The sequence below is a fragment of the Actinomyces howellii genome, assembly GCF_900637165.1.
Lineage (GTDB): Bacteria > Actinomycetota > Actinomycetes > Actinomycetales > Actinomycetaceae > Actinomyces > Actinomyces howellii.
In genome coordinates this window covers 2877929-2893873 of the sequence record NZ_LR134350.1, presented here as the reverse complement: position 1 = coordinate 2893873, position 15945 = coordinate 2877929, and the positions used below count along the sequence as shown (strand labels likewise).

General features: G+C 71.9%; 18 protein-coding genes. 9 read left to right on the top strand and 9 right to left on the bottom strand.

What is annotated here, in order from left to right; all coding sequences use genetic code 11:
* Nucleotides 1-2: 2 nt before the first annotated feature.
* From EL245_RS12100 to EL245_RS12075, 6 genes are all read right to left on the bottom strand, one after another.
* The gene (locus EL245_RS12100) at nt 3-1586 is read right to left on the bottom strand and encodes an ABC transporter ATP-binding protein (protein WP_232009768.1); all 1584 of its coding nucleotides are present in this window, start codon (nt 1584-1586) and stop codon (nt 3-5) included.
* Complete coding sequence (locus tag EL245_RS12095) at nt 1583-1819, bottom strand: hypothetical protein (RefSeq protein ID WP_126383463.1); 237 nt, start codon at nt 1817-1819, stop codon at nt 1583-1585. The genes EL245_RS12100 and EL245_RS12095 overlap by 4 nt, the downstream gene beginning before the upstream one ends.
* Before the next feature lie 2 nt (nt 1820-1821).
* A complete protein-coding gene (locus EL245_RS12090; RefSeq protein ID WP_126383461.1) occupies nt 1822-2397 on the bottom strand; it encodes a hypothetical protein in 576 nt (191 codons plus the stop codon).
* Nucleotides 2394-2975, bottom strand: a complete 582-nt coding sequence (locus EL245_RS12085) for an MptD family putative ECF transporter S component (RefSeq protein ID WP_408608373.1) — start codon at nt 2973-2975, stop codon at nt 2394-2396. Before EL245_RS12085 ends, EL245_RS12090 begins: the two co-directional genes overlap by 4 nt.
* A 166-nt stretch (nt 2976-3141) precedes the next feature.
* Nucleotides 3142-4749, bottom strand: a complete 1608-nt coding sequence (locus EL245_RS12080; RefSeq protein WP_126383457.1) for an ABC transporter permease — start codon at nt 4747-4749, stop codon at nt 3142-3144.
* Complete coding sequence (locus EL245_RS12075) at nt 4746-5687, bottom strand: ABC transporter ATP-binding protein (protein WP_126383455.1); 942 nt, start codon at nt 5685-5687, stop codon at nt 4746-4748. Before EL245_RS12075 ends, EL245_RS12080 begins: the two co-directional genes overlap by 4 nt.
* A 69-nt stretch (nt 5688-5756) precedes the next feature.
* Here EL245_RS12075 and EL245_RS12070 point away from each other — a divergent pair, with 69 nt between their 5' ends.
* From EL245_RS12070 to EL245_RS13435, 5 genes are read left to right on the top strand one after another with little or no spacing between them, the layout of a single operon-like run.
* Nucleotides 5757-6467 carry a TetR/AcrR family transcriptional regulator gene (locus EL245_RS12070; protein ID WP_232009767.1) on the top strand — a complete coding sequence of 237 codons (711 nt, stop codon included), beginning with the start codon at nt 5757-5759 and terminating at the stop codon, nt 6465-6467.
* Nucleotides 6468-6518: 51 nt separating this feature from the next.
* Nucleotides 6519-7085, top strand: coding sequence for a zinc ribbon domain-containing protein (locus EL245_RS12065; RefSeq protein ID WP_197719419.1), 567 nt, complete (start codon nt 6519-6521; stop codon nt 7083-7085).
* Between the two features lie 37 nt (nt 7086-7122).
* On the top strand, nt 7123-7740 hold the full coding sequence (locus tag EL245_RS12060; protein ID WP_197719418.1) for a hypothetical protein: 618 nt from the start codon (nt 7123-7125) through the stop codon (nt 7738-7740).
* Entirely contained in the window at nt 7737-8111 is a 375-nt protein-coding gene (locus tag EL245_RS12055) for a nuclear transport factor 2 family protein (RefSeq protein WP_126383453.1), read from the top strand. Before EL245_RS12060 ends, EL245_RS12055 begins: the two co-directional genes overlap by 4 nt.
* A 50-nt stretch (nt 8112-8161) precedes the next feature.
* Complete coding sequence (locus EL245_RS13435) at nt 8162-8443, top strand: hypothetical protein (protein WP_197719417.1); 282 nt, start codon at nt 8162-8164, stop codon at nt 8441-8443.
* A gap of 155 nt (nt 8444-8598) precedes the next feature.
* Here the strand turns inward: EL245_RS13435 and EL245_RS14040 are convergent, their stop codons facing one another.
* The 3 genes from EL245_RS14040 to EL245_RS12035 all read right to left on the bottom strand — a co-directional run bounded on the left by EL245_RS14040 (nt 8599) and on the right by EL245_RS12035 (nt 9860).
* Nucleotides 8599-8673, bottom strand: a complete 75-nt coding sequence (locus tag EL245_RS14040; RefSeq protein WP_126384515.1) for a 50S ribosomal protein bL37 — start codon at nt 8671-8673, stop codon at nt 8599-8601.
* Nucleotides 8674-8794: 121 nt separating this feature from the next.
* Nucleotides 8795-9175, bottom strand: a complete 381-nt coding sequence (gene rsrA, locus EL245_RS12040) for a mycothiol system anti-sigma-R factor (protein WP_126383451.1) — start codon at nt 9173-9175, stop codon at nt 8795-8797.
* 1 nt (nt 9176) lies between these two features.
* A complete protein-coding gene (locus EL245_RS12035; RefSeq protein WP_126383449.1) occupies nt 9177-9860 on the bottom strand; it encodes a sigma-70 family RNA polymerase sigma factor in 684 nt (227 codons plus the stop codon).
* A 275-nt stretch (nt 9861-10135) separates the two neighbouring features.
* Between EL245_RS12035 and EL245_RS12030 the strand changes: the two genes are divergently transcribed.
* From EL245_RS12030 to rsgA, 4 genes are all read left to right on the top strand, one after another.
* A complete protein-coding gene (locus tag EL245_RS12030; protein WP_126383447.1) occupies nt 10136-10639 on the top strand; it encodes a DoxX family membrane protein in 504 nt (167 codons plus the stop codon).
* A gap of 224 nt (nt 10640-10863) precedes the next feature.
* The gene (locus EL245_RS12025) at nt 10864-13119 is read left to right on the top strand and encodes an NADP-dependent isocitrate dehydrogenase (RefSeq protein ID WP_269471392.1); all 2256 of its coding nucleotides are present in this window, start codon (nt 10864-10866) and stop codon (nt 13117-13119) included.
* Between the two features lie 41 nt (nt 13120-13160).
* Nucleotides 13161-14819 carry a 3-phosphoshikimate 1-carboxyvinyltransferase gene (locus EL245_RS12020; RefSeq protein ID WP_126383445.1) on the top strand — a complete coding sequence of 553 codons (1659 nt, stop codon included), beginning with the start codon at nt 13161-13163 and terminating at the stop codon, nt 14817-14819.
* Nucleotides 14819-15943, top strand: coding sequence for a ribosome small subunit-dependent GTPase A (gene rsgA, locus EL245_RS12015; protein WP_126383443.1), 1125 nt, complete (start codon nt 14819-14821; stop codon nt 15941-15943). Before EL245_RS12020 ends, rsgA begins: the two co-directional genes overlap by 1 nt.
* Nucleotides 15944-15945 lie beyond the last annotated feature (2 nt).

The following is a 15945-nucleotide window of genomic DNA, read 5'->3' as shown; positions in this document are numbered from 1 at the left end:
CGTCATCCTTGGGTTCTGTGGCTGGGTCTCGGGCTGCCGCTGGGCTCGGGATCGGTAGGTGGAGCGAGCTGCCAGGTGCGGGCGCGGTTGCCGAGCTCGGGCGTCCACGACTGGAGGTGGCACTCCCGGTCGGCGACGGCCTCGATGAGCTCCGGGTCGTGGGAGATGACCAGGACGGTGGACCCTTGCGAGGCGAGGGTGCGCAGCCGTGCCGCGATGGCGCGCAGGTGGCGGTGGTCGACGCCGGAGGTCGGCTCGTCAAAGACGTAGAAGGAGGCGTCCGAGGCCACGGCGGCGGCCACCACCAGGCGCTGCTTCTGACCGCCGGACAAGGACATGGGATGACGGTCGGCCATCTCAGACAGACCGAAGGACTCCAGGAGCTCGTCGACGTCGGCCTCGCCGCACTCCACCGAGCCCAAGGCGACCTCCTGACGGGCTGATGCTGCGAAGAGCTGGCGGTTGACGTCCTGCATCACCAGGGCGGAGCAGGTGGTGCGGGCGCGGGCGCCCATCGCCTTGCCGTCGATCGTGATGCGTGAACCGCGCGCGGCCCCGGCCAGCCCGACGAGCACCCGAGCGAGGGTGGACTTGCCGACCCCGTTGTCCCCGGTCAGGACGGTGACCTCCCCGGCAGGCAGGTCGAGGGCGGGCAGCTCCAGAACCGGGGTGCCACCACGACCGTAGGAGAAGCGCAGGCCGCGCACGCTGATCCCGTGGTCCAGCGGGGGCGCCGCGGGGTCGGCGGGCAGGAGCCTCAGCCGCCGGGTCCCCCCTGGGCGCCGCAGGCTCCGCAGCCCTGCGGCCAGGCGCTGGTCCTCCGGGGTGGCGAAGAACTCGGCTCCCGTGCAGTCTCGGGTGACGCGTCCGCCGTCCATGACCACCACGCGGTCCGCGAGCCCGGCCAGGAAGTGGAGGCGGTGCTCGGCGACGACGACGCTCCACCCGGCGCCCTTGAGGTCCCCCAGTACCCGGGCCACGTCGTCGATCGCCTCGGGTGAGAGGTTGGAGCTGGGCTCGTCAAGCAGCAGCAGGTTCCCGTTGCCCGTGGTGGCGACCGCGCACGCGACCCTCTGAAGCTGCCCGCCGGACAGGGCGTCCAGACGGTGACCCAGCAGACCGGTGATGCCGAACAGGGTGGCGGCTCTGCTGACCTGCTCGGCGATGACCGGGCGGGGCTCCCCCGCGTTCTCCGAGGCGAAGGCGAGCTCCTGGAGGACGGTGGTCGTGAAGAACTGGGTACGGGGGTTCTGGAAGACCGATCCGGACAGGCGGCCGAGCTCTGCAGGACTCAGCGCGGTAGCCAGCGCGCCCTGGACCTCGACCCGACCGGAGAGGTCACCGCCCCACAGGTGCGGTACCAGGCCGTTCAGGGTCTTGAGCAGCGTCGACTTTCCGCACCCTGAGGCGCCGGTGACCAACGTGAGGCTGCCGCGGGGAAGGTCCAGGTCGACCCCGCTCAGGGCCTGAGCCGGGGAGCTCGCGCCGTCCTGTGGCTCGGGACCGGTTGCCGGGTGCGCGGCGGCCTCGTAGGTGAAGCTGAGGTCCTCCACGCGCAGGGCCGACGTCGTGGTCGAGTGGGTCACCTCGGTCCTCCGCCCGAGATCAGGAGCCGGCTGGTGACCACCGTCGCCACCAGGGCGAGGGCCCACACGAGGTCGGGCAGCCCGAGGCGCAGCCGCGTCAGGCTGGTGGGGCGGGTGGTCGAGCCCAGGCCGCGCAAGGTGGCGGCGGCGCTCATCTCATCGGCGACCCGTGTGCACGAGGCCAAGAAGGGCACGAGCAAGTGCTCCAGGAAGCGCAGTGGGTGGAGCAGCACACCTACGCCGGGGCGATTCCACGCAGGACCATGGCGTCGCACACGGCGCGGTACTCCTTGGCGGCTACCGGGAGGAAGCGCAGAAGCACGAGCACCGGTACCGTGAGGGCCACCGGCACTCGCATCGAGCGCAAGGCCACGAGGAGCTCACCCACCTGGACCACCTGGACCGCGTAGACGGCCACGGCAGTGGCCACCGTCACGCGCAGCACCCAGTAGGCGGTCGTCACCACGACGGCGCCCAGCACCGAGGGACCGGCCAGCGGCACCAGGTAGAGGCACGCCACGCAGACGAGCTCGGCGCAGGCGAACCCGGACAGCAGACCCCAGGCCCCGATGCTGGCCAGGGCGATCCACCCGATCACCCCTGCCATGAGGCTCGGCGCCAGCTCACCAACGGACAGCGCGGCACCGTTGAGGACGACAACAGCGACCAGTGCCGTACGAGGGTCGGGCCTCACGCCACGGCCGGCGCCCAGCAGCACCTCGACGCTCCCACCGGGACCGAACTCCTGAGCAGCAGCATCCGCCCGGGGCGCGGCGGGCGCCGAGTGCGCCGACCTGACCGTGGTCGTCATCCGGCCAGACCCGCCTTGGCGAAGTGCCGCTGGAGGACCGAGTTGCCGAACGCACCGCCGACCAGCCCCAACACGAAGACGCAGACGCCCCAGGCTGCGAGCATCGTCGGGGAAAAGAACCAGGCCAGGGAGTCAGCGTAGGCCTGCCCCATGGAGTCAGCGATGTAGGCCCGGTACGCCTCACGGTTGAGGATCATGGGCAGCCACGGCCCGACGTACCACAGCGACAGTACGGCGTAGGCCAGGGCGTTGGTCCTGGGGTCGCGGAACTTGCGCCCCGCGGCGATCAGGTCACTGACCAGGCCCAGGAGACCCGAGATGGTGAACAGGTACCAGGGGTGGCCGCTGAGCATCATGAGTAGACCGACCACGACGCCGAGGACCGCCATGGCCCCGACCTTGCGGACCCGAGCCCGGTACAGCGCGAGGGTCACCCCGTTGGCGATGATGCCCAAGGCGAAACCGACGAACATCATCGCGGGGTTGATGACACCGAGCATCCCGGTGGAGAAGAGCAGCACGAAGTAGACGGCGGAGAAGACGCCGCTGTTGACGAGGTCGCGGGTGGTCACGGACATCCTTAGTTCACGAGCGACGACAGTGGAGCAGAACCTTAGGTTCGCCTTACCTTACTGCCTCCCCAGCAAGGAGGCCACCCCTCGGGAGCGCCCAGCACCCACCTTAACTTTATGATTATCATTCTCAATAGCGCGGCACGGGCTCGCCCCTCCGCTCCCGCACGACCTACCCTGCAACCAGGTCCCGACGACGAAAGACCACGACGGAGGCACCCAGCAGCAGCGCTGCCGCCAGCGCCAGGCCCGCCACGGCGAGACCGTCAACGGCGTCGACCGGGAGCCTGCCCACGAGATGGAGAGGCGAGAGGTCGCGGGACCACTCCGGGAGCCTGAGAGCCTGGGCCAGGAAGCCCACGACGAGTATCCAGCCCAGGACCAACCACCCCGCTGGGGCCCACCGCGGTCCGCAGGCCGCCAGGGCGGAGCACAGGCAGACGGCACAGGCCACCGGCACCGAGTAGCCGATCCCGACCGAGACTGCCGTGGTCATGTCGGCCCGGTCCCCGGTGACGGCCCACGTGCTCAGGCCCAGCAGGAGGCAGGAGGTACCGAGCACGAGCTGTGCCCCGAGGAGGGCCACCGCCCACCAGGCCAGCCACGCACGCGTCCGGGGCACCCGAGTGGAGGTTGCCGCACCCAGGCGCCCAGAAGCCTCCTCGGCCGCCAGTCGCGCTCCGGCCTGGCTCCCGACGGCCACGGCGCTGGCGCTCATGACGATCGTGGCGAGCATGACGAGCAGGTCGGTCCCCCGCTGCACACCCAGCGCCGTGAGCACGGCGGGGTTGGTCTGGGCCATGTCCTTTACCTCCTGGCCCAGAAGCCCCATGACCAGCGCCCAGACGCAGGCCAGGGTGAGCCAGCCGATCATGCCGGGTCCGCACACGCGCCAGGCCAGGCCGCAGCTGGTCGCCAGCCACCGGCGGGCGCGCTCCCGGCCGCGCCGCGGGGCGATCGCTCCTGCGCCGAGGTCGCGCCTGCGGGCCACGACGGCGGTGACCACCAACTGAAGGGCCGTGCCGACCCCGTAGGCGAACAGGGGCCATGCCTGCGGGGCGTCGAAGGCCCGGACCTCAGGAAACCACCCCAAGGGGCTGAGGAGGGCGGCCCGCGAGCCCACGGTGTCGCCTGCGGCCCGCGAGAGGAAGGCGACTGCCGTCAGGCTCAGCCCGAGGAGCACGGCCGTTCGGACGCTCTGACACAGCTGAGCCAGGAGAGTGCCCGCCGAGGCGAAGAAGAGGGTGCAGGCGGCCACGCTGACGGCATACCAGACCGAGCCCGCCACGGGCAGGTCGAGGGCCACCATCCCGACGGCCGAGAGGATCGCTCCGCCGACCACGGACGCCCACAGGAGCACGGTCGCCGCCGTCAGCGGTGCGAGCCTGCCGACCGCCGCCGCGGTGACCAGCTCGCAGCGACCTGACTCCTCCTCCTGGCGGGTCAGTCGCACGGCGAGCACGACTCCCAGGGTCGGGAAGAGGATCTGCCCCATGAAACCGACCTCGTAGGCGGCGATCCCTCCCAGGGTGGTCAACCCGTACCCCTGGCCGTTGAAGGCGACGGTACCCGGGGAGACCTCGACCCACCGGGCGTAGGCCAGCCGTTGGTCGATGGTGGGGTAGAGCGCCTCGATGCTCCTGGCCACGCCCAGGACGAGCCCGGCCGTCAGGAGCGGGACGGCGATCAGCCACGTCCTGGCGGTGCGGGCCCCCAGGAGCACGAGGCGCGCCGTTGCGGCCAGGGGCCGCTGCCCGGCAGCGGGCCGCAGCCGGCTCATGACACGCCGTCCGGGGAGGCGGCGTCGGCACGCTGCGCGTAGTGCGCCATGAAGAGCTGCTCGACGCTGGGCGGTCGGACCGACAGGTGGGTGATGCCCGCGGCACTGAGCGCCCCGATGACCGCGGCCAGCCCCCGGCCTGCCACGAGCAGGCGGGTCCGGGGTCCCCGGGCGTCTCGGTCGCGCTCGAGCCCGGTCACGCCGGCAATTGCCGCCAGGCCGCGGGGCTCGCTCGAGGTGATCGCCTCGACGGCAGTCGGAGCCTGGCGGCGCAGCTCCTCCAGGGGACCGCTCGACACGGTCCGCCCGGCGCGGATGACCGTCACCGAGTCGCACAGGGCCTCGACCTCGGCAAGGATGTGGCTCGACAGGAGGACCGTGACGCCCTGGGCGGCTCGTTCGGCGACCACCTCCTGGAAGACGACCTCCATAAGCGGGTCGAGCCCCGAGGTCGGCTCGTCGAGGACGAGGAGCTCGGCTTCAGTGGACAGCGCCGCGATGAGTGCCACCTTCTGACGGTTTCCCTTCGAGTAGGTCCGCAGGCGCCGGCCGGGGTCGAGCTCGAAGCGCTCGATGAGCTCGTCGCGTCGTGACGGGCTCACCGATCCCTGGAGGCCCCCGAGCAGGTCGATGCACTCCCCACCGGACAGGCCGGGCCACAGCTGGGTGTCGCCGGGGACGTAGGCCAGGCGGGCATGGATGTCGACAGCCCGGGACCACGCCGGCATCCCAAGGACCTCCACCGTGCCGGAGTCGAGACGGATCTGCCCCAGCAGCGCGCGGATCGTCGTTGACTTACCCGCTCCGTTGGGGCCGAGGAACCCGTGCACCTCCCCGACCCGCACACCCAGGTCGAGACCGTCGAGGGCACGGGTGCGCCCAAAGGACTTGACAAGCCCCTCGGCACAGACGACCAGTTCTGACAGTGACTCTCTCATGACAGTCACTGTACATGATAGCGTGGCGCTGTCGCCATATGGCGGGAAGAGGCTGCTCAAGGAGGATCTGTGGCGCCCAAGGACCTGCGGCCCGAGAGTCCGGCGGCGCACGCGGACACCCGGGCGCCTGCCCCTGCCCACGTGGCTGACCGGCAGCACGCAGCCACCGAGGACGCGCCGCAGCCAGGACTGCGAGCGCGCAAGAAGGCCGCCACGATGCACCACATCCAGGAGACCGCCCTCGCCCTGTTCTCGGCGAACGACTTCGACGCAGTGAGCATCGAGCAGATCGCCGCCGCCGCCGAGGTCTCCCCCTCGACGGTCTACCGCTACTTCGGCACGAAGGAGGGTCTGGTCGTGCGCGACGAGTACGACGAGCCCCTCCTTGCCGCCGTCGGCTATCACGTGGCACGCGGCGCGGACCCGGCCAGCGCGTTCCTGGCTGCCCTCGACTCGATCTGGGAGGAGCACTTCGTCATCGAGGACGCCTCCACCCGTACGCGCATACGCCTGTGGATGGAGGTCCCCGGGGTACGCGCCGCCGGCTACCTCATCATCGAGGAGCGCATCGACGAGTTCGCCCGGGTCCTGGCAGGCACGGGACGGTGGACCTTCCCCGAGGCACGCGTCCTAAGCTCGACGGTCACGGGGATGCTCGTCGCGGCGCTGCGCAACTGGTACGAGACCGACACCGGGGGTGACTGGCGCGAGCACCTCACCGAGGTCAGCTCGCTCCTGCGCGGCGGCCGGGCTCCCTGGGCCCAGCCACCGCGGGAGTGACCCCGCGAGACGGCGAGTCGGCGCCTCACGCCCAGCAAGGGCACGAGTGAGTTGAACGCGTGGTACGAGAGCACGGTCGGCTCGATCCACGGCTCGGCGCGTATCTCCGGGCAGCGTGCCTACGAACCCGCATCGAAGACGACTGCGACGTGGGAACGCCGTGACCGGGCGATCCTGGGGCCGGGGAACCGGGAGACGATCATCACCCCGGAGGAGACGGCGCATATCCGGGCGGTGGTCAACCATCCCAACCGGCGTGTGGACCGCCCGTCCAAGAGCCTGCTGGCGGGGCTGATCACCTGCGCCAAGTGCGACAACACGCTCGTGTCGTCGGGGTGGCACCGGGGCGAGACATGTATCGGGAAGCGACGCTTCCACCGCTACCTACCGCTGCCAGCAAGTCCCGAGCACGGCGGACTCGTCGTATCCGCTCACGGCATCGAAACCCTGGTCGGCGAGGCCATGATCACGCGCCTAGCCGCGACCACCCTGCCCACCACCGACCCGGGTGAGGATGCGGGAGTGTCGGCGATCGACACCCTTGTCGTCAAGCCCGCAGACCCCGGCAAGCGCGGTGCGAGGTTCCGGCCTGAACGCGTGGAACTCACCCCATGGTGATGCGATCACCGTTGCCACCAACGACGAAGCTGCAGCGGTGAACGAACGTATCCGCACTGGGCGCATCGAGCGGAGCGAGGTCGACGATGCCGTGACAGCAACCGGCAGCGACGGCCTCAGTATCGGGGCCAGTGACCTGATCCAACCCCGCGAGAACGACACCCGGACCGGGGTGGCGAACCGGCGACCGTGGATAGTCCAGCACGCCACCGGCGACAGCGCCGTGTATGCGAGAGAAGCAGCGAGCGGGCACAGGAGGCCCCGCGCGGTCACTCTGCCCGCCGAGTATGTGGCCGAGCAAACGCACCTGTCCCACGCTGCGACCGCGGACGGTGTCCAAGGCGCTACCGTTGACGCCTCGCACACGATACTCTCGGAGACGATTAGTGCTGCGGGGGTCTATGTCCGCATGACCCGAGGCAGCGAGACCGACCGGCTCCACGTGGCCGCCGAGGACCGGGCCGACGCACGCCTCGACGCCCAGAGTGCCGCGCACCATGCCGAGGACGACCAGAACACAGCCGTGCTCCACAAGGCTGAACCGTCGGGTGGTTCGGGAGGTGCAAGGCTCGCACCGAGCAGCACTCCGCGACCGGCCCGCACGCGGCTTGTAGTCCTGTGGAGCATTCGACGACTGGACATGGTAAAGAGATGAGTGACTTCACCTTGGATGAGCTTCTGGCGGTCGAACATGCGGGGTGGCAGTCTCTGTGCGACTCAAAGGGCAGCACCTTCTACAGTCAGCTCATGACCCTCGAGGCGGTCTTCATTCTCGTCAACGGTGCGGCGATGAGTCGAGACGATGTTGCTGGCTCACTCGACGGTGCTCCTGGCTGGGATTCATACGAGATCACCGAGGCGCGGCTCATCCCGGCGGGAGAGGACTGCGCTGCTCTCGTCTACCGGGCGGCGTCGTCTCGCGCAGACCTCGCGGAGCCCTTCGTAGCGCTCATGTCGAGCGTCTATCGCCGCATCGACGGACGACCCAGACTCGCGCTCTGCCAGCAGATCACCATCACCCACTGACAAGGCTGCCGTCACCTCAACACGCGCGGGCGCTGAGTGAGGCTTGCCGCATGCCCACGCTCGAAGCACTTGCCGCCTTTGCCCTGGCGTCGGTGATTCTTGTCGTGATTCCTGGGCCGAGCGTGTTCTTCGTGATCGGCCGTTCGCTCTCCGACGGCCGACGCGGCGGTCTGATGAGCGTGCTCGAAAACGGGCTCGGCGCGCTGCCGCTCGTCGCGGCGGTCCAGGGCCACCACCTCGCCCAGGTCGTCCCGACCGGCCTCCAGGATGCCGAACACGTCACTTTGAGCCCGACTACCCCGGTAAAAGTGACGTACTCGGGATCAAGGTGACGTGTTCGACGGTGGGCCGGCACACGCTGCGAGCCAACGCCTCACGCCCAGCACGACCGCCCAGCACGACGTCGCGGCGGCACCCCGTGAGAGTGCCGCCGCGATCTTCGGTACGAGGGTCCGGGTGGACGCGCCACCCGGACCGGCGCACGGGCTCAGGCGTTGGGACGCTTGCCGTGGTTGGCCTTGCTCCCCGCCCGTGCACGACGCTTGCGCCCGCGCTTGCTCATAGTCGCCTCCTGATGTGAGAAACTGCCCCACCAGGGGCACGGAACACGGGACATCCTCGCACACCCGCCACGGAGCGGCCAGCGGCAAGCCAGTTGCACCGGTCACGCCCCGTCCCGCGCCTCAGTCGCGGGTGCGGCGGATCGTCCCCGAGATCGTCCCCGGGACCGTCTCAGAAGTCACCTCGGTGACGGTCACCGAGGTGACTGAGGTGACCGTCACCGAACCGGTCGTCGTCCTCACGCTCGAGACCGAGCGCAGGAGCGACAGGCGCCCGAGAACCCTCGCCCGCAGCTCGGGGGGCGCCTGCTCGACGCAGCGCGAGCGCAGGATGTCGCGCAGGTGGGTCTCGGCGTCGGCCACGCGGGAGCAGTGCTCGCAGGTGGCGACGTGGGCCTCGAGGCGGGCGGTCATGTCGCCGTCGCACTCGTGGTCGAGGAAGCGCTCGAGGTGGGCGCGCGCCTCGGAGCACGAACAGGGCTCGTCACGCTGGGAGCTCCCCATCTCAGCCCACCTCCTCATCGCTGCTGTAGCCCAGCTGACGGGCGTGGTCGGCCAGGAGCTCGCGCAGCTGGCGTCGCCCCCGGTGGAGGCGGGACATGACGGTGCCGATCGGGGTGTCCATGATCTCGGCGATCTCCTTGTAGGAGAAGCCCTCGACGTCGGCGAGGTAGACCGCGAGGCGACGGTCCTCGCTCAGCTCGCCCAGGGCCGCCTTGATCTCGGAGTCGGGCAGCAGCTCGAGGGCGAGGTTCTCGGCGCTGGGCAGGCCCACGGAGTCGTGGGAGGCGGCGCGGTGGAGCTGCCAGTCCTCGACCGAGTCGGCGTCGGACTGCAGCGGCTCACGCTGCTTCTTGCGGTAGGAGTTGATGAAGGTGTTGGTCAGGATCCGGTAGAGCCAGGCCTTGAGGTTGGTCCCCGGCCGGTACTGGTGGAAGGAGGCGAAGGCCTTGGCGTAGGTGTCCTGGACCAGGTCCTCGGCGTCCGCCGAGTTGCGGGTCATCCGCAGCGCGGCACCGTAGAGCTGGTCGAGGTAGGGAAGGGCGTCGGCCTCGAAGCGGGCGGCCCGGGCCTCGTCGGACTCCCCGGCCGGGGCACGGTCGAGGGACTCGCCCGTGGCGTCGAGGTCGACGGCGGGCGGCTCCTGGCCGTGGCCGTCCGAAGGGCTGAAGTCGTCGGTGTCCGTCATCGGCCACGAGCCTAGCCCCCGCAGGGCACGGCGTGGCGAGCCCGCCCCGGTCGGGCGGGCTGGTCCGCCAGACGCGCCCCGAGACGCTCGGGGCGGAGCCGACCTGCGGCGGGCGGGCGCGGTGGTTGTGCACGCTGTCATCACCTGGCCAACGACACCGCCGGTCCGCGCATTCCCGACCGGATCCCGGCGGCCCCGACCAGTTCCCGGCCGGTCGAGGCCCGCGGTCCGGCGAGGCACTGGCCGCGGCGCCCGTCGTGGGCGAGGATGGAGCCATGGATCTTCTTCGCGCCGTCGCCCGCCCGCTGCTCGCCGCCCCCTTCATCATCGAGGGCATCGACGCCGTCGCACGCCCGGGGCACCACGTCGAGAAGTTCGAGAGGGTTCAGCCCGCCCTCGAGCGCGCGGGGCTGCCGCCAGTGCTCACCTCCGACGCCAGGATGCTCACCCGCGCCACCGGTGCGGTCACGGTCGCCGCCGGGCTGGGGCTGGCCACGGGCACCTCGCCCCGCACGAGCGCCTGCCTCCTCGCCGCGCTCAACGTGCCGCTGACCGTCATCAACAACCCGGTGTGGGCGGTGCGCGGGGAGGACAGGCGCGCCACGCTCGCCGGCCTCCTGCGAGGCGCGGCGCTGGGAGCCGGCCTGGCCCTGGCCGCCGTCGACCGCCAGGGGCGCCCGTCCCTGGCCTGGGAGATGCGCAACCGGCGCCAGCAGCGTGAGGCCATCGAGGCCGCCCAGGCCGCGGTCGCCAGGCGGTACGCGACGACGCGCGCCTGACCGTCCCCTCCGGCCGCCTGCAGGACCTGCCCGGCCGCCCGCCTGCGGTCCCTGCCCGGCCGCCCGCCCCCGGCGGGGCCCTCACGCAGGGACCGCCCAGTCGGCCGAGAGGGCCCGTCACCTGGGCGTCACACCCTGGCAGTACTCTTGTCTCCCGGGCACGCGGGCCGGGCACGCCGGCGCCGCGCGGCCATCAGCCCAGCACGCCGACCACGGAGACCTCAGTGACCCAGCAGGACGACCAGCGCTTCCCCGCCGTCGAGATCGAGGACGCCGATCTCGTCTACACGCTGACGGACGAGGCGCCCATGCTCGCGACACACTCGCTGCTGCCCATCGTCGAGGGCTTCACCCGCGCGGCCGACGTGAGCGTGGCCCGGGCGGACATCTCCCTGGCCGGACGCATCATGGCCGCCTTCGGCCACGCCAGCGACGACCTGGCCAGGCTCGGCACGCTCACCCAGTCGGAGTCGGCCACGATCATCAAGCTGCCCAACATCTCCGCCTCGGTGCCCCAGCTCAAGAAGGCGATCGCCGAGCTCCAGGCGGAGGGCATCGAGGTTCCCGACTACCCCGAGTCCCCGTCCACCGACGCCGAGCGCGAGGTCCGAGCCGCCTACGACGCCGTCAAGGGCAGCGCCGTCAACCCGGTCCTGCGCGAGGGCAACTCCGACCGCCGGGCGCCGATCGCCGTCAAGGCCTACGCCCGCAGCCACCCGCACTCGATGGGAGAGTGGAGCCCGCAGTCACGCACCCGCGTGGCCATGATGAGCTCAGGCGACTTCCGCCACAACGAGGCGTCGACCATCGTCCCGCACGACGGCACCGTGCAGATCAGGCTGCGCCCGGCCGACGGGTCCGACACCGTCGTCCTGCGCGAGACCCTGCCGGTGACGGCCGGCGAGGTCCTCGACGCGACCTACATGTCCGTGCGCGAGCTCGACGCCTTCCTCACCGAGCAGGTCGCCGCAGCCTCCGCCGAGGAGGTCCTGCTGTCGGTCCACCTCAAGGCGACGATGATGAAGGTCTCCGACCCTCTCATCTTCGGCCGTGCCGTGCGCGCGGTGCTGCCGGCCACCTTCAGCTCCTTCGGGGAGGTGCTTGAGGAGGCCGACCTGCGCCCGGAGGACGGGCTCGCCTCGATCCTGGCAGGTCTGGACGGGCTCGCCGACGGCGAGCGGATCCGCGCCTCGATCGCCTCCGAGCTCTCCCAGGGCCCGGGCATCGCCATGGTCGACTCGGACAACGGCATCACGAACCTGCACGTGCCCAGCGACGTCATCATCGACGCCTCGATGCCGGCGATGATCCGCTCCGGCGGGAAGATGTGGGACGCCCAGGGGCAGATGGCCGACACCCTGGCGGTCATCCCCGACTCCTCCTACGCCGGGGTCTACGAGGCAGTGGTCGAGGACTGCAAGGCCAACGGGGCCCTCGACCCGGCCACGATGGGCTCGGTGCCCAACGTCGGCCTCATGGCCCGCAAGGCCGAGGAGTACGGCAGCCACGACAAGACCTTCCTCGTGCCCGCCGCCGGCACGGTCGAGATCGTCGTCCTCGACGGCACCGGCCTGCCAGCGGGCACGGTCCTGCTGTCCCACGAGGTCGAGGCCGGGGACATCTGGCGGGCCTGCCAGACCCAGGACGCCCCGGTGCGCGACTGGGTCCGCCTGGCCGTCACCCGCGCCCGCGCCTCGGGGGCGCCCGCCGTCTTCTGGCTCGACCCCACCCGCGGCCACGACCGTGTCCTGACCTCCCTGGTCGGCGCCTACCTGACCCAGGAGGACATCGAGGACCTCGACATCCGCATCCTCGACCCGGTGGCCGCCACCCGCCTCAGCCTCGAGCGGGCCAGGCAGGGACAGGACACGATCTCGGTGACCGGCAACGTCCTGCGCGACTACAACACCGACCTGTTCCCCATCCTGGAGCTGGGGACGAGCGCGAAGATGCTCTCGGTCGTGCCGCTCATGAACGGCGGCGGCCTCTACGAGACCGGGGCGGGAGGATCGGCGCCCAAGCACGTGCGCCAGCTCCTCCACGACAACTACCTGCGGTGGGACTCCCTGGGCGAGTTCCTGGCCCTGGCCGAGGCACTGCGCCACGTCGCGCTCGTGACGGGCAAGACCCGCGCCGCGGTCATGGCGGACGCCCTCGACGCCGCCACGACGACCCTGCTCAAGGAGAACCGCTCCCCGGGCCGCCGCCTGGGAACCATCGACAACCGCGGCTCCCACGCCTGGCTCGCCCAGTACTGGGCCGCCGAGCTGGCCGCCCAGGAGGCCGACGCCGACCTCGCGGCCAGGTTCGCGCCCGTGGCCACCCTGTTCCAGACGGTGGGTGAGACCATCCAGGCCGAGCTCGCCGCGGTCCAGCGCCAGACCGTCGAGATCGGGGGCTACTACCACCCCAACGACGAGCTGACCGAGGCCGTCATGCGCCCCTCGGCCACCCTCAACGCCATCATCGACATGCTCTGAGGCGACCTGGCTGCAGGCTCGGGACCTGACACAATGCGCCCATGACCCCCACCCCTGAGACTCCTCCGGCCGGCGCGGCCCCCGCCCCCTGGCCCGCGCCGGCTCCTCCGGGGCCTCTTGACGCGACCGTGGCCCTGCCGGGGTCGAAGTCGCTCACCGCCCGCGCCCTCCTGCTGGCCGCCGTCGCCCAGTCCCCCACACGCCTGAGCGGCGTGCTGCGCTCCCGCGACACCGAGCTCATGATCGGGGCGCTGAGCGTTCTCGGTGCCCGGTTCACCGAGGCCGACGACACCGGCACGCTCCTCGACGTCCTTCCCGCCCCCCTGCCCCTGCAGGTGCGTACCGGCCCTGACGGGACCGGGCGGGTCGACTGCGGCCTGGCCGGGACGGTCATGCGTTTCGTGCCGCCGCTGGCCGCCCTGGCCGACTCCCCCGTCGTCTTCGACGGAGACGAGGCGGCGCGTCGTCGACCGCTCGCCCCGGTGCTCGACGCCCTGGCCCGCCTCGGCGCTGAGGTGACCTGGCTCGGCGGGCCCGGGTACCTGCCGGTCCGCGTCGGTCCTGGCACGGGCTCCCTCCTGGCCGCGCCGGCAGGAGGCGCCGCCTCGCCCCCGGGCCCGTCGGACTCCCCGGGCCCGTCGGACTCCCCGGGACCGCCGGAATCCCCGGGCCCGTCGGGACCGCTGGGCCCGTCGGAATCCTCGGGCTCGCCGGGACCGTCGGGTCCCCCGGGTTCGCCACGGCACGTCGAGGTCGACGCATCGGCCTCCTCCCAGTTCCTCTCGGCCCTCCTGCTCGTGGGCTCCCTCGTGCCCGGCGGGCTGTCCGTGACCCCCACCGGCCCGGTCCCCTCCGAGCCCCACGTGGCGATGACCGTGGCCTGTCTGCGCCAGCGGGGCCTGAGCGTCGAGGAGCCGCACTCCGTCGCGGTTCCGGGCGGCTCCTCCGGCTCTGCGCGCACCTGGACCGTCCTGCCCGGTCGCCCCACCGGGGGCAGTGTCGACATCGAGCCGGACCTGTCCAACGCCGGCCCCTTCCTGGCCGCCGCGCTCGTGGCCGGGGGCGAGGTGCGCGTCCCCCGCTGGCCCTCCTCAACGACGCAGGCGGGGGACGCCTGGCGCGAGCTGCTGCCGAGGATGGGCGGGTCGGCGGCGCTGCACACGGAGGGTGACGGGACGTCGACCCTCGCGGTTCGCGGCGACGGGACCCTGCGCGGCATCGACGCGGACATGTCCGAGGTCGGCGAGCTCGTCCCGACCGTGGCGGCACTCGCCCTCCTCGCCTCGGCCCAGGGGCACGGAAGCCGGCTGCGGGGCGTGGCGCATCTGCGCGGTCACGAGACCGACCGCCTGGCGGCCCTCGTGGCGGAGATGACGAGAGTGGGGGGCCGCGCCCGGGAGACCGACGACGGCCTGGTCGTCGAGGCACTCGACGACGGCGCCCTCCACCCAGCGCTCATGCGCACCTACGGTGACCACCGGATGGCGACCTTCGCGGCCCTCGTCGGCCTGGCCGTGCCCGGCACGCGCATCGAGGACGTGCCCACCACCTCCAAGACCCTGCCCGGCTTCCCCGCCCTGTGGCACCGCCTCCTGGGGGTCGGGAGCCCTGGCACGCCGGACCACCAGGCAGGCAGGCCGGGACCGCAGGACCCGAGGTCCGGCTCCCGCCCCGCTCAGCCCCCGCGGGAGGGCGGCTGATGGCCAGACGGGACACCGGCACCGACGACCCCAGGGTGCGGGTACGGCCCGGCCGCGGGTCCCGGCCGCGCACCAAGCTCCGCCCCTCCCACGACGACGCCGTCACCGGCGCCGTCACACGCATCGACCGCGGCCACTACCGCATCCGGCTCGACGACCCCTCCCTGACCGAGGACGGGACGGGCGAGATCACGGCGATGAAGGCCCGCGAGCTGGGACGCGGCCGGGTCGTGGTCGGGGACAAGGTGGCCGTCGTCGGCGACACCTCGGGGCGCAGCGGCACCCTGGCCCGCCTCGTGCGCATCGAGCAGCGCACGACGCTCCTGCGGCGCTCGGCCGAGGACGGCGAGGGGGCCGGCACCGAGAGGCCGGTCGTGGCCAACGCCGACCTGCTCGTCATCGTCGTCGCCGTCGCCGATCCTGAGCCCCGTCCTCGCATGATCGACCGCTACCTCGTGGCCGCCTACGACGCCGGGATGGAGCCGCTGCTCGTCCTGACCAAGTCCGACCTGGCCGACGCCGGCCCGTTGCTCAGCCTCTACGCACCGCTGGGTGTCCGGTCGGTGGCCACCCGCCTCGACCCGGCCAGTCCTGCCCAGGCCTCCCGTGCCGCCGGCTCAGGGGTCGAGGAGGTCCGCGCCGCCCTGGGCGGGCGCACGAGCGTCGTCGTGGGCCACTCCGGGGTGGGCAAGTCCACCCTCATCAACGCCCTCGTCCCGGGCGCCGAACGCGTGACCGGGCACGTCAACGAGGTGACCGGCCGGGGCAGGCACACCTCGACCAGCCTCCAGGCCCTCGAGCTTCCGGGCGGCGGCTGGGTCATCGACACCCCTGGGGTGCGCGCCTTCGGCGTCGCCCACGTCTCAAGCGCCGACGTGCTCAGGGGATTCGCGGACCTGGCCTCCGTGGCCGAGGACTGCCCCCGGGGCTGCACCCACGAGGCCGGTGTCATCGACTGCGCCCTCGACGCATGGGCCGACGGGGGCCCTGACGCGGAGGAGGCCGGGGGTCCCCGGGTCGATGAGGCAGAGCTCTCGCGACGCCGGGCCCGGGTCGGCTCCTTCCGGCGGCTGCTCGCCCCGTCCCTCGAGGCCGAGGACCCCACAAGGCCCGCCGGCCGCTGAGG